General features: G+C 46.4%; 8 protein-coding genes. All 8 read left to right on the top strand.

The features are described 5' to 3' along the window. Positions 1-40: 40 nt before the first annotated feature. The 8 genes from AC5FX4_RS23530 to AC5FX4_RS23495 all read left to right on the top strand — a co-directional run bounded on the left by AC5FX4_RS23530 (position 41) and on the right by AC5FX4_RS23495 (position 13,729). Positions 41-5,992, top strand: coding sequence for a hypothetical protein (locus tag AC5FX4_RS23530; RefSeq protein WP_493608868.1), 5,952 nt, complete (start codon positions 41-43; stop codon positions 5,990-5,992). A gap of 25 nt (positions 5,993-6,017) precedes the next feature. Further along, positions 6,018-8,414, top strand: a complete 2,397-nt coding sequence (locus AC5FX4_RS23525; protein ID WP_493608867.1) for a hypothetical protein — start codon at positions 6,018-6,020, stop codon at positions 8,412-8,414. 94 nt (positions 8,415-8,508) lie between these two features. After that, entirely contained in the window at positions 8,509-8,811 is a 303-nt protein-coding gene (locus tag AC5FX4_RS23520; RefSeq protein ID WP_493608866.1) for a hypothetical protein, read from the top strand. Then, positions 8,811-9,200: a hypothetical protein gene (locus tag AC5FX4_RS23515; RefSeq protein ID WP_493608865.1), complete on the top strand. Its 390-nt coding sequence runs from the start codon at positions 8,811-8,813 to the stop codon at positions 9,198-9,200. The genes AC5FX4_RS23520 and AC5FX4_RS23515 overlap by 1 nt, the downstream gene beginning before the upstream one ends. Positions 9,201-9,208: 8 nt before the next feature. Continuing rightward, positions 9,209-11,395, top strand: coding sequence for a hypothetical protein (locus AC5FX4_RS23510; RefSeq protein WP_493608864.1), 2,187 nt, complete (start codon positions 9,209-9,211; stop codon positions 11,393-11,395). A gap of 35 nt (positions 11,396-11,430) precedes the next feature. Beyond that, on the top strand, positions 11,431-12,411 hold the full coding sequence (locus tag AC5FX4_RS23505; RefSeq protein ID WP_493608863.1) for a hypothetical protein: 981 nt from the start codon (positions 11,431-11,433) through the stop codon (positions 12,409-12,411). 49 nt (positions 12,412-12,460) lie between these two features. Continuing rightward, the gene (locus AC5FX4_RS23500; protein WP_493608862.1) at positions 12,461-12,988 is read left to right on the top strand and encodes a hypothetical protein; all 528 of its coding nucleotides are present in this window, start codon (positions 12,461-12,463) and stop codon (positions 12,986-12,988) included. Positions 12,989-13,033: 45 nt separating this feature from the next. Further along, positions 13,034-13,729, top strand: coding sequence for a hypothetical protein (locus AC5FX4_RS23495; RefSeq protein ID WP_493608861.1), 696 nt, complete (start codon positions 13,034-13,036; stop codon positions 13,727-13,729). The last annotated feature ends 859 nt before the right edge of the window (positions 13,730-14,588 follow it).

Here is a 14,588-nt window from a genome sequence, read left to right as displayed (position 1 = left end):
ATGCGTCAATAAGGCGCAAAGTTGAGTGAGAGTTTGCGAGATGACCACGCTAGATTACGGGAATCTAAGTTCTCAAATTTTGCAAGAGGAACGAGCTGCATTAATCGAGTCAGCAACAAAGCAGCTTACTGAGCAAGATCAGGAATATTTTGGAACCCAAACCTATCACAACACCGTTATTTTCAACCTTGATGTTGATTTAGGTGCACTCGAAAATGCCAAATACGCTGTCAACGCGTATAGCGTTAAACAGTACGTCAATAATTTTTTTAACGAGATACTAAGCCCGACTGCAAATATTGAATACAAAGGAAAGGTCACATTTTCAGGTCTCACCCCTACTCAATTTGCACAAAGTCCCGTTATTCACAATGCGTTATCGCTATCTTCTATAGACAACTTAGCCAATTTCCCAAACCCTGAGCGCCTTAAAACCCCCGCGCTTGTTGGCGACGTAAAAAGCTACATAGACGAGAACTTTCGCTTAATAAACCTAAGCCTAGAATACACGGCAGAGCAAGTTGTTGAAACAAGACTGAATCAAATCCTACCAGACACGGTTGAGTATTTTATAGACATCACGCTTGGTGACAAATTAGCTGGCTTTTCTGATGAATATGTATTCCCAAGAGTTAAACAACAAGTCAGTGCTGCGCTAAATGAGCAGGTTGCGCCAGTTGTGGCTGCAGCAATTGAAAATGATTTAGCGACGTTCAAGCAATCAATCACCACGGATTATACAACGGCGATCGCCCAAGCCATCGAGAGCATTGACCAGGGCAATAGTTGGACCGAAGCACAGATCCAAGAAATCGCTGCTGCAGTAGACAACCTCACCGTCCCAGATATTGTTGATACGCAACTCAACTTAAAAGTGGCGCCGATGGCCAAAGCCGCCGTCGCCGATGACTTGAGCGCTTTGCAAGCCAGCGTTACCGAAGCGTATAAAACGGACATCGCCCAAGCTATCGAAGGCATTGACCAGGGCAACAGTTGGACCGAGTCACAAATTCAGAACATTGCCGCCGCGGTCGATAACCTCACCGTCCCAGATATTGTTGATACGCAACTCAACTTAAAAGTGGCGCCGATAGCCAAAGCCGCCGTCGCCGATGACTTGAGCGCTTTGCAAGCCAGCGTCACAGAGGCGTATAAAACGGACATCGCCCAAGCCATCGAAGGCATTGAGCCGGGCAACAGTTGGACCGAGTCACAAATTCAGAACATTGCCGCCGCGGTCGATAACCTCACCGTACCGGATATTGTTGATACGCAGCTCAACTTAAAAGTGGCGCCGATAGCCAAAGCCGCCGTCGCCGATGACTTGAGCGCTTTGCAAGCCAGCATCACAGAGGCGTATAAAACGGAGGTCGCTCAAGCCATCGAAGGTATTGAGCTGGGCAACAGCTGGACCGAGTCACAAATTCAGAACATTGCCGCCGCGGTCGATAACCTCACCGTACCGGATATTGTTGATACGCAACTCAACTTAAAAGTGGCGCCGATCGCCAAAGCCGCCGTCGCCGATGACTTGAGCGCCTTGCAAGCTTCAGTGACTGAAGCGTATAAAACAGACATCGCCCAAGCCATCGAAGGTATTGACCAAAGTGGCGGTTGGACCGAAGCGCAGATCCAAGAAATTGCCGCAGCGGTCGATAACCTCACCGTCCCAGATATTGTTGATACGCAACTGAACATAAAAGTGGCGCCGATAGCCAAAGCCGCCGTCGCCGACGATTTGAGTGCCTTACAAGCCTCTGTGACTGAAGCGTATAAAACAGACATCGCCCAAGCCATCGAAGGCATTGAGCCGGGCAATAGCTGGACTGAAGCGCAAATTCAGAACATTGCCGCCGCGGTTGATAACCTCACCGTCCCAGATATCGTTGATACGCAGCTCAACTCAAAAGTCGCTCCGCTTGCCAAAGCCGCCGTCGCCGACGATTTGAGTGCCTTACAAGCCAGCGTCACAGAGGCGTATAAAACGGAGATAGCTCAAGCCATCGAAGGCATTGAGCCGGGCAATAGCTGGACTGAAGCGCAAATTCAGAACATTGCCGCCGCGGTTGATAACCTCACCGTCCCAGATATTGTTGATACGCAGCTCAACTTAAAAGTGACGCCGATAGCCAAAGCCGCCGTCGCCGACGATTTGAGTGCCTTACAAGCCAGCGTCACAGAGGCGTATAAAACGGAGATCGCTCAAGCCATCGAAGGCATTGAGCCGGGCAATAGCTGGACTGAAGCGCAAATTCAGAACATTGCCGCCGCGGTTGATAACCTCACCGTCCCAGATATTGTTGATACGCAGCTCAACTTAAAAGTGGCGCCGATAGCCAAAGCCGCCCTCGCCGACGATTTGAGCGCTTTACAAGCCAGCGTCACAGAGGCGTATAAAACGGAGATCGCTCAAGCCATCGAAGGCATTGAGCCGGGAAACAATTGGACCGAAGCACAGATCCAAGAAATAGCGGCAGCGGTCGACAATATCACCGTGCCGGATATCGTTGATACTAAACTCAACGCAAAGCTGGGGCCTCTGGCCAAAGAGACCGTTGCTGAAAGTCTATACGTCATGGCTCAATCCATCACGCAAGACTACACGGCAGCTATCACTCAAGCCATTGCAGGCATTGATCAAGGTACCAACTGGACCGAGGCGAAAATCCAAGAAATCGCCGCTGCAGTTGATAACCTCACCGTCCCCGATATTGTCGATGCGCAACTGAACTTAAAAGTGGCGCCGATAGCCAAAGCCGCCCTTGCCGACGATCTCGATGCGTTAGAGACGTCCGTAACTACTGCCTATACCGCGGCCATTACGCAGGCCATAGAAGGTATTGAGCTAGGTAATAATTGGACCGAAGCGCAAATTCAGAACATTGCCGCCGCGGTTGATACCCTCACCGTGCCGGATATCGTCGATACGCAGCTCAGCTTAAAAGTTGCGCCAATGGCCAAAGCCGCCCTCGCCGACGACTTAAGCGCTTTGCAAGCCAACGTCACAGAGGCGTATAAATTAGAAATCGCCCAAGCCATCGAAGGTATCGAGCCGGGCAACAGTTGGACCGAAGCGCAAATTCAGAATATTGCCGCAGCTGTCGATACCCTCACCGTGCCGGATATTGTCGATACGCAGCTCAACACTAAAGTCGCACCACTGGCTAAAGCCGCCCTCGCCGACGACTTAAGCGCCTTGCAAGCCAGCGTTACCGAAGCCTATAAAACAGAAATCGCCCAAGCCATCGAAGGTATTGACCAAAGTGGCGGTTGGACCGAAGCGCAGATCCAAGAAATTGCCGCCGCGGTCGATAACCTCACCGTGCCGGATATTGTTGATACTAAACTCAACGCAAAACTGGGGCCTCTGGCCAAAGAGACCGTTGCTGAAAGTCTATACGTCATGGCACAATCCATCACGCAAGACTACACGGCAGCTATCACTCAAGCCATTGCAGGCATTGATCAAGGTACTAACTGGACCGAAGCACAGATCCAAGAAATTGCCGCGGCGGTCGATACCCTCACCGTCCCGGATATTGTTGATACGCAGCTCAACACTAAAGTCGCACCACTGGCTAAAGCCGCCCTTGCCGACGATCTCGATGCGTTAGAGGCGTCCGTGACGGCCGCCTATAGCGCTGCCATTGCACAGGCAATCGAAGGCATCGAGCCGAGTAACAGTTGGACCGAAGCGCAAATTCAGAATATTGCCGCTGCGGTTGATACCCTCACCGTGCCGGATATTGTCGATACGCAGCTCAACTTAAAAGTGGCGCCGATAGCCAAAGCCGCCCTCGCCGACGACTTAAGCGCTTTGCAAGCCAACGTCACAGAGGCGTATAAATTAGAAATCGCCCAAGCCATCGAAGGTATCGAGCCAGGCAACAGTTGGACCGAAGCGCAAATTCAGAATATTGCCGCAGCTGTCGATACCCTCACCGTGCCGGATATCGTTGATACGCAGCTCAACTTAAAAGTCGCTCCGCTTGCCAAAGCCGCCCTTGCCGATGATCTCAATGCGCTAGAGACGTCCGTAACTACTGCCTATACCGCGGCCATTACGCAGGCCATAGAAGGTATTGAGCTGGGTAACAATTGGACCGAAGCACAGATCCAAGAAATAGCGGCAGCGGTCGACAACCTCACCGTCCCAGATATTGTTGATACGCAGCTCAACTTAAAAGTGGCACCGATGGCCAAAGCCGCCCTCGCCGACGACTTAAGCGCCTTGCAAGCCAGCGTCACAGAGGCGTACAAATTAGAAATAGCCCAAGCCATTGAGGGTATTGAGCCGGGTAACAGTTGGACCGAAGCACAGATCCAAGAAATAGCGGCTGCTGTCGACAATATCACCGTGCCGGATATCGTTGATGCGCGGCTCAATTCAAAAGTCGCTCCGCTTGCCAAAGCCGCCCTCGCCGACGATCTCGATGCCTTAGAGACGTCCGTGACTGCTGCTTATACCGCAGCCATTGCGCAGGCTATTGCGGGTATTGATCAAGGCAATGCTTGGACCGAAGCGCAAATTCAGGCCATCGCGGCTGGCGTAGATAACATTACAGTCCCTGACATTGTTGATACTAAACTCAACATAAAACTGGGCACGCTCAGCGAAAGCACCGTGGCGGACAGCTTGTCGGCCATGACACAGTCCATCACACAAACATACCGCGCTGAAATAGCCCAAGCCATCGAAGGCATTGAGCCAAGTAACAATTGGACCGAAGCGCAAATTCAGAACATCGCCGCCGCAGTTGATAGCCTCACCGTGCCGGATATCGTTGATACGCAACTGAATTTGAAAATTGCGCCACTGGCAAAAGCCGCCCTCGCCGATGATTTGAATACCTTGCAAGCCAGTGTCACCGCAGCATACAAGGCAGAAATCTCCCAAGCGATTGATGCAATTGAACTAGGTAACAGCTGGACCGAAGCGCAGATCCAAGAAATAGCGGCTGCTGTCGACAATATCACCGTACCAGATATTGTTGATACAAAACTCAATGCTAAATTAGGGGCGCTTGGCGACAATACCGTTGCTGACAGTTTGTCAGCCATGGCCCAGACTATCAGCCAAGCATATCGCGCTGAAATAGCGCAAGCAATTGACAGCATTGAACTCGGTAACAACTGGACTGAAGCGCAAATCAAAGAAATCGCAGCGGCAGTCGACACTATCACCGTACCTGATCTGATCAATGCGCGTCTTAATGAAGATGTTTTGTGGCCTATCGTCGCCGCAAAGACTGCTGCACAGATCGATACGACGATTGATCAAACAGTCTTACCAAAAATAGCGCATGAAGTAGACAAACAACTACCCGATATTCTCTCTACTGTTGTACAATTAGAAATATCTAATCAACTTCCACCACTCGTTGACAGTGAAGTTGATAAGGCCTTTGGCACGATAACGTCTGGATTACCCAGTTTAGTTGAATTCAAGATCGATGAAGGTCTAAAAGATGCTGGCAGTATTGCCACATACTTTAAAAACAATGTAGAAGCGCTCGCACAAAGCATTGTACAACAATATATCAATACAACGGTGTCACCGTTTATCGAGCGCACAGTACCTGAATATGCACTCAGTGAAGTGCAAGCCGCGCTCCAAGAAGCGGTGCCTGACTTGGTAAACTACACAGTTCGTACCGTTGTAGATGCAGAAGTCGACACATTAAAGTCGACCTTTATACCAAACCTAGTCACGCTAAAACTAACTGAAACAGTGCCACAGCTGGTCGAAGACCGCATGGCACAAATACTGACTCAAGTATCACTGCCGAAAAGGCTGAGGTTTGAATTTGCTCAGCAGTCAACGCAGTGGATTGTACAACATGAGAGAAATACCAGAGATTTCTCAATTGAAATTTTTAACAGTCAAGGTGTGCGCATGTTCGCACATCACGAAATCATTGACGACATGAGTTTTGTGGTGAGTCTCACCGAAGCCCTAACCGGCTTCATTGACGTTGTGTTTTATTCATAATTCGACGTAAGAGGACAGTCAAAGTATGGCTAACTACCCTATTTTTCACGGTATCACGCTAGCAAATAGCGCAACATTTGAAAACCTAGTTATTGAATCACTGGCTTTGGATCCGCAAGGCGCTTCTGAAGGCCGCGTATGGTATAACTCAGCTGAAAAGCAATTTAAAGCATCGATCACAGACGAAGGCGGTGCACTGACAACAATCGCTTTTCAAACCACGCAAGAATTTACAGACTTCTTAGCGGCACTCGCATCTCAAGAAGCGGGAAAGTCAGGTGCCTCTAAAGTCGGCTACGAAGGCAAGCAAGGCAGCAATGCGCAGTTTTCAGCACAGGCAAGTACGCTAGATAACATTATCGGCGCTATCATCGATGCCGTTGATGAAGACAAGCAAGCATTAGCTGATTTGGCTGCTCAAAATGCAGGCCTAGGTGCCAATAAAGTTGGCTATGAAGGTAAAGCGGGTGATCTAGGCGAATTTAGTATTGCACCGACCACATTGAAAGCAGCCCTAGATGCGATGGTCGATCAAATCGACAAAAACAAAGCTGCAAGTAAAGTCAGCTCTGAAGCCATCCAAGATGAATTGGACAAAACGCAAAAAGCGGCAGGTTTAGGTGAGTTCGGCGATTACACGGCTCCGTCTGGTTCTAATTACTTAAAATCGGAAGATTTTACCAACGCCTCAAAAGTGCCTTCTTTGGCAACTGCGGACGAGCTATTAGATAGTGCAATCAAGTCATTATCTGACACAGTGCAAAGCAACAAAATTGCTGCAGAGCAAGCCGATGCATTAAAACTAGACATTGCAGGCGGTGTAATGACAGGTGCACTTGATATGGGTAACAACCCAATCAGTAGTGCACATGTACCGACACAACCTGATCACCTAGTTAACTTAAAATACATCGATGGTATGCGTGCAGGCCTTGATGTACGCGAGTCAGTGCGCGTTGCAACAACAGCACCAATCGCGAACCTTGCAGGTGACATCCAAGATAATGGTGATAAAAGCTATCAAATTGATGGTGTGACACTCGTTTCAGGCGACCGTGTACTAGTAAAAAATACCGCAAGTTCAGACGGTACTGAGCCACAAAGTGCCATTTTAAATGGTATTTATGTGGTCACTATTTCTGAAGGTGCGGCAGATACAAACGAAGCAAAAGCTGTATTTGAACGTGCTCTCGATGCGGATGGTACACCAGATGGCGAAGTTACCAACGGGATGCACACCTTTGTTGAAGAAGGTGCTACCTATGCCAATGCCGGATTTGTACTTGGTACCCCAAACCCCATTGATTTAGAAACCACTGAACTGACTTTCGTGCAGTTTTCTGGCGCAGGTCAGCTTACTGCGGGTGCGGGTATTCAAAAAGACGGCAACACGCTATTTTTGAATTTTGGTGCCGGTGTTAAAGAATCACCAACTGATGAAATTGGTATTGATTTTGGTGATGGCCTGTTTACAACTGAAGATGGCAGCACAGAGTCTGATGCAACGGCGGCCAAATTACAGATCAAAATAGATGGCGATACACTTGAAAAAAGTAGTGCCGGTCTAAAGGTTTCAGAGGCGTTCCAAGTCAGAGTGAATGCGATTGCCAATGAGCTAAACGCAACGCAAGTAGGTGCAGGCCTTGAGGATGATGGTCGTTATGTTGCTGACTCTGAAACGAACTACCTAACAGCTGTAACCAGCTTAAAAACGGCTGATAAAGCGTTAGATGATGCAATTAAAGCAGTTGATGAACGTCTGTCGAGCGAATCTGAAGCACATAACAACGCAAGACAAGCCCTACAGTTAGAACTTGATAAAACGCAAGTTGGTACTGGCTTAGATGTGGACGGTGGTTATAAACAACCAACCGACAGCAACTACTTGAATACGGCCTCAAGTGTACACAATGCAAGCTTACTCTTAGACAGCGCATTAAAAGCGGTGTCTACCGAGCTAGTCGCTGAAATAGCAGCCCGTGAAAACGGTGATAGAAATATCAAGCTAGGTGCGGGCCTATCGGTAGACGGCAGCATGCAAAGCGTTGATAGCTACACGTACATCAAGGATTCAACGTCGCTGTTTGGCGCTATCACTAAGTTAGATGTAGAAATGGCGGCAGAACTGGGTAGCGTGCGCTCAAACATCACCAATGTCGTAAGCCAAGTAAACGATAATGTGTATTCCTATCTGTCACCAGCCCCACAGATGGAGCACATAATCGAACATAACTTAAACGCTGAATTTGTCGATGTGATGGTCTGGGTAGAGCGTGGTGAAGGCGAAGATGCTCGCTTCTACAACGACATTACCATGGTCAAGCAAGAGTCAAACAAAGTTGTGAAGGTTTATCTAACTGAAGCAGCAAGAGTAAAAGTGTCTGTCCAAGCTGTTCGTAAACTTGCTGATCCAACAGCTTAAGTTTTTACGGCCTACCTTGTATTAACACACTTAATGGGCTGACGCATTTGTCGGCCCATTTTATGTTGTACAACATATGAAGACGGAGCCGAGTATGTCAACCTCATTCAGTTTTTACCGCGTCAATGTTGTTGCACTCAAAACGCGTGAAGATGCCTTGTATGTACTGCACGATGCATTATCAGAGCTAAAAGCAGCCATGCTCAGTGAGCAAGGCATGCCAGTGAAAGAACTCACGCAAGCAATTACGTTTTTACGCCGCTTTTATGAGCGCATAGAACGGCTGATCCTTGATGAAGGACATTTGGATTACCGCAAATTAAAGCAAAGGCAACAACAAAGCACGCTTTTACTCAACGCCATGCAAGTCAAACAAACGATGTTAAGGCACAGATAATGGCGATGAAAGATCTCAAAACAGTACAAAGTGCTGGCTGGATCAACCAGTTACAAAGGCAGATAGAGCGGTTTTTGATCAAATCAAATCATGGCAAGTTGCCAGCCGACGTACCAAAACATCTGGTGCAAAAACTAGCGCACACACAAAGCAAACAGCACATCGCCAATACGGATGAGATGTCTGCTGAAGATATGGTGGTCTTTGTACAAGAGCAATATGAGTTATTGAGTTTATTGCAGCAAGTTGCCACAAACTTTGATGGTAAATGCCGCTTTAGTGGCATTGACGTAGACAGGGTACAAAGCGAGAGCCATACCCTATCAAACACAGAGCAAACGTGCCCATCTCACAGTACAGCCAAACCTGAGTACCCAATTATTAAATAGGAGGCGATATGTCTACTTCTGAATTGCGCGTGATGACGAATATGAGAATGTTCGGTCGGTCAGCGCTTAGTTTTGACCAAATTGATTCTTTTCCACTGAATCCTTTTCCGGGGCAATTTGCACTCGTCGAGGGGATTTTATACATATATTCAAAAATCGGCGTGACAGAAACCTGGTTTCCATTAACCAATAAAAAAAGCTCTCATGTGCATTTTCAAGAAACCCCCGATTACGAATGGACTGTCTCACATAACTATAACACCAACGAATACGTGTTTATGGTTTATGATAAAAGCGGCAATATTTTACATGCCAACCCAACACCTATCGATGAAAATAGCTTTAAATTAAATTTCAGTAACGCGGTGTCAGGTAAGGTAGTGGTGTTCATCCATAGCGACTTAGCGATACCCAGACTGGCAACGGAAGATGGCATTATCGAAATGCTGACGGTAAACCAAATTATTTCTGTTGCCAACGGAAAGGTAACTGCAGATAGCAGTGGATTGATGATTGACGGCACCAATGTGGGTTCAACACTCACAGATCACACGCAGCGCATCGATTCATTGGACAGTATGTTGACTGCAGATTTCGACCACAGCAAAGTAAATAAAGACTTATTACCCAATACAGGTGAAGAAACGCTAGGACGCGCGGAGCAACCATTTTCCCAGGTTCACGCTGCTGCAGTATCGACAAACTCAGTCGATACACGCACTCAAAGCGACGATCCGAATACACAACAGGGCAAATTACTCGCTAACCAAGTTGATATTCAAGCTCGAGTCACTAGCGCAGGTGTTGCCCCCGCACAACTTACACTCATAGGCTCTGATAAGAAGCAGTACGTAATGCGCTATGATGAACCAACAGGCCAATTAAAGCTAATGGATGAGACTGGCGCTCCTCTTGCTATCAATGGCCACGCTTTTGTTGGTGCGCGCATTGATGTTGAACAAGGCGAACTCACTAACCTTCATGTTAGCAACAACACGGTATTGGGTAGCAACAGTACCGACAGCGCAGAGATCAATGCCACAACAATATTCAATGCGCCGGTGAGCTTTTCTGAGGACGCGAGCCTTGGTAATGGCGACGATAATGTCAATATTAACTGTGGCACCGAGCAGCTGCTCACGGTGATCAGCAAATTTTTTAACTTAAACTCAGAGGGCAAACTGACAGTTAAAAACTTAGTGGTGTCTGAAAATCTAGATGTGGCTGGTACACGTACCGAAACAAACTCGACCAATGTGACCTCTGGCGAGCAGTTTATCACCCTATTAGCCGGCACCACTGACGAACCAACCTTAGACGCCGGTGTTAAAATCACCCGCGGTAATTCAGCCAGCGCAGCTATTTTGTGGGATGAAACGCTCAATGCATGGACACTTGGTGTCGATGGTGACATGAGTGCCATTGTGCGTACTGACGACCTGCGCTTACTGACTGAACAGCAACATCAGCAGCTAACGCTTGGCGAGAGCACCCACCTACACTATCACGAAGCAGACCGAGATCGCGCCAATCATACAGGCACACAACTGGCGCAAACCATAGCCGACTTTGCACAAGCCGTAGCGCAAACGCCGTCAGTGCAAAGTAAAGTTGATAACGAGCCAGGCAAAGGTCTTTCAACCCATGATTTAACTGATGAGTTGATCAATAAAATCAATAGCGCGCTGCAAAGTGTCAAAATGGCTGATATTGCTGATTTACCTGATCTATCTGGCGTTGGCCCCCATCCATCCGATGACTTTACCCATGTGGAAGTTGCAAACTTGCGTTCGGGTAAAACCGCAACTGGCGAGACAATGCATAAAACGTTGGTTTTTGGCGGCGATGAGCCACCACCAGATGCAGATGCGGGGATCAATGATATTTGGTTTAACACTTCTGGCGACGCCACTGTTGTAGAACGAAAAACGGCAGACGGTTTTGAGCCGGTAGTTACCATTGCATCCGAAATGAATATGCAACACTCAGACATTGAATACGTGATGTCTACATCTCTCAAAGAGTACACATTTAAGGTTGATGGTGAGCCGCTCACGCTCAAACCCAAGTTCCTTACCGTTTACTTAAACCGAAAATTATTGCGTAAGAACGAGTACACCATCAATGGCACAGAAAGTATCACGCTAAACATCGATTTATCAGTCGATGATGAAATTGAGGTTGTAACTGCTTAATGCGGTTGAATTCATAGCTTAAGGAGAATACCCAGATGAGTAATATCGATGACCTATTTGTGGTCCGTAAAGGCGGTGGACGCCAGTACTTAAAAGCCAATAAACGCTATGTTGTGACCCGACAGGGTGCCGTGGTTGAACTGGACACCTCAGATCCATCCTATGCCGCACAAGCAGAAAACCAAGAAACCTTATTATTATTAGGTGACAAGGGCGATCTGCGTCAACTAGAAACCATTTATCGTAACTTAACCGTGCTGTTCAATGGCTCTGTGCGTAAGGAAGAAATGTACCACATTGAAGCTGGAGCGATTTCTACCGTCCACTCCCCTAACGGCAGTTACGATGCGACCGGTTTAGCCTATCTCAGAAGTGTTCGTTTCAAATCTACGGCCAATACATCGGTAAACTACCTTGTACAAGGTAGTAACGACGATCACACTTGGCATGACATTTTCGAGGGCAGCTTAACGGTACCTGAGTCAGAATCCGCACCAGAATCTGAGCCTGTCGAACTGACGGCCCCTCAAGGCATTGCAAAATTTAGATATTTTCGCGCCAGTGCTCAAGCTGGAGAAGATTTCCGAGAGATTGTTTTTGTTGTGGAAGAAATTGCTAAAAGTAAATTTCTCCCCTTGGATGAAGCGGGTAAATTACAAGAGCTTAATTCAGAAACATACGATGTGACTTTTTTCGTACAGGGCGCACCCGATCTATCAACCAAATTATTGACGTTTGTGGTGCCTCGAGAACTCTACATCAGGAATAATTGGGGCGGATTTATAGGCTTTGCAGATACCCCTCCGGCCGCCCCCTACCCTATCAAAATACTCATTAATGACGTTGCAAAAGGCACGTTTACGGTCGACCCCAATGGCACTACCAGTATGTCGAGTCTTGCCAGAACCAAGCTGGTCCCTGGTGATAGAGTAAGCTTACTCACACCCGCATATACGGACGCAACTTTGGCGGATCTGTCTCTTACCCTGGTATTCGATAGACAAGAGTTAGCTTAAATACCGTGCTAGCGTGTTCGCTAGCACACCTACTCAAGAAGGAAGTATCATGGAGAGTATTATCAAAGCTCTTTTTAACTGGGCACTTGTTGTGGAGCAAGACGGTTCAATTCGCGTGATGGCGGATGTGTTTCTCTCATCTGCGCTTATCATCGGCTTGTTTTTCTTATATCGATACAAAATGTCTCCATTGTTTAAACAACTCGAACGAGCACTCCCCGCTTGGATTGAACAAACCAGCACATTCAACGAATTGACCAAAGAGCACAGAGAAACCTCTAAGCGGCTTGAGCATGTTGTTGAATTGATGAAGGATCTTGACGCTGATCAACTCAAGTTCCATGACGATGTTAGATCATTCATCAAGTCACACCCCGACGCCTTAGAGCAACTCTCTTCGGCCACCGTTAACCAACATAACGAGACGCAAAAAGAAGTGCGAGACTGGCTCGATAATCTCGTTGATAAAACCCAAAGTAGTAGCCATCAATTGGCCACGATCCAGGCAGAGTTGAGAAATATTTCGGCACTCCTCGTCGCCGCATCAGCGGCTCGTTACAACAAACCATTAAATTAAACTTAGCCCACACCTGTGGGCTGCATTCTATCAAGGGAAAAGACAATGCATGTTGCACCAAGTACACATCATAAAAAGCTCGCATTTAGAATGAATTCATCTAAGTGGATTGAAACATTTAAATCAAACCAAACCTTCTCATTGAATGAAATGGTCAGCTACGACCCCCCTTTTCATATTGAAAGCCAAGAACTTTTAATGTCCTTATATGATAAGTGGTTCACCTGGTTACTCGATTTAGAATCTACGCTTAGCCAAGTGGATCAATGTGATGTCACGGTCAAACATCAGATCATACTTGCCACTGAGCAGCTTAAAAATGCGCTATTTGACGAATGGAAAGTAAAAACCAGTGCACAATATGTGCTATGGCAACGAGTCTACTTCAGCGCCCTAGATGCATTTGTTAGCCAAATCAGTGCAATCCCTCAGTCTGATCCAGAAACCGTCTTTTCTCACTGCGCCGAGCAATTGCTCGGGTTTATGCAACATACCTTATTAATAATGCACGAAATAGATACGATCGTGAACCAGCCAAACAAACGTCATTTCGTGTCATTAGACGATTATGGTTGTTCCGTGTTTAAGCAGCAAGGCAAAGATCTCGTTAGCGCGAGGCTGCAAGCATATCGACATAACATTGCGATGGAGCAGCTCGGTGAATGGGAAGTAAAGCACTATAACAACATCGATGTACCAAGTGATATGCATTGCCATTTACAAAGAACACTCGATCAGTAATCACTTAAAAGCGCCAAACAAATGAAAAGCAGGCTGTATCAGCTTGTGGATAAGCCGCTATTGACCACTAATCTATGTGATTACCAACCACTGATTTATCAAATAAATCAGTGGTGAAATGGCTCAAAACCAGTTGTCTCTGTGGATATTTACCACTGATCTATTTGAAATATCTAAAATTTTCTGTGAATAAAATATCAAATTCTGTGGAAAATTTGTGGAAACAGAATTCCAGAAAAAACAACACCATTGATTTTAATGATTAGCGACCACTGATTTTAAAGGATCCGATCCTCTGATCTGAATGATTAAGATTTTCAAGGGATCCCTTTTAAAACAAGCTTTGCGTAGAGTCCTAACCTTAGTTAACCTGATCTAACCTATAGATCTAAGTAGATATAAAGATCTTTGATCTATATTAACCAATCAAAGTTTAAAAATTCTAATTTGTTTTTACAAAACAATATGAGCTTACACAACTGTACCTGTTTGCTTTACCTCTGCTTTGAACAAAGATGCTCAGTTGAATTAAAACTAATCATTAAAATGAGTGGATAAGCAGGAAAAGTAAGTTCTACCGTAATCTAAAAGTTTATAGTAAACAAAGGATTGTAATTTTTAATCAATAGAATAAGTGGTTTGTAGTGTAACATCTTAATCATTTATATCAGTGGTGGAGTCACATAACTTGAGAGACATTAAGAGGAAAATCATCAAAATCAGTGGTCAAGACTCGACAAAAACGACTCAGCCTAGGGATTAATCACTCAGATCAGAGGTCTAGCATGATTTGAGTGATCGGAAAAATCAACTTTCAGCTTTAAATCATAGATTTCATTGATCGCTTAAATCATTGCAA

It is taken from the genome of Pseudoalteromonas sp. ATL1 (assembly GCF_058933015.1).
Note: the sequence above shows the minus strand (reverse complement) of the source record. Positions and strands in the feature narration are given on the sequence as shown.

What these genes read in the sequence shown, in the direction of transcription:
- AC5FX4_RS23495 (WP_493608861.1), top strand. Translation starts at nt 13,034, where the DNA reads ATGCATGTTGCACCAAGTACACATCATAAAAAGCTCGCATTTAGAATG.
- AC5FX4_RS23505 (WP_493608863.1), top strand. Translation starts at nt 11,431, where the DNA reads ATGAGTAATATCGATGACCTATTTGTGGTCCGTAAAGGCGGTGGACGC.
- AC5FX4_RS23515 (WP_493608865.1), top strand. Translation starts at nt 8,811, where the DNA reads ATGGCGATGAAAGATCTCAAAACAGTACAAAGTGCTGGCTGGATCAAC.
- AC5FX4_RS23525 (WP_493608867.1), top strand. Translation starts at nt 6,018, where the DNA reads ATGGCTAACTACCCTATTTTTCACGGTATCACGCTAGCAAATAGCGCA.
- AC5FX4_RS23500 (WP_493608862.1), top strand. Translation starts at nt 12,461, where the DNA reads ATGGAGAGTATTATCAAAGCTCTTTTTAACTGGGCACTTGTTGTGGAG.
- AC5FX4_RS23510 (WP_493608864.1), top strand. Translation starts at nt 9,209, where the DNA reads ATGTCTACTTCTGAATTGCGCGTGATGACGAATATGAGAATGTTCGGT.
- AC5FX4_RS23520 (WP_493608866.1), top strand. Translation starts at nt 8,509, where the DNA reads ATGTCAACCTCATTCAGTTTTTACCGCGTCAATGTTGTTGCACTCAAA.
- AC5FX4_RS23530 (WP_493608868.1), top strand. Translation starts at nt 41, where the DNA reads ATGACCACGCTAGATTACGGGAATCTAAGTTCTCAAATTTTGCAAGAG.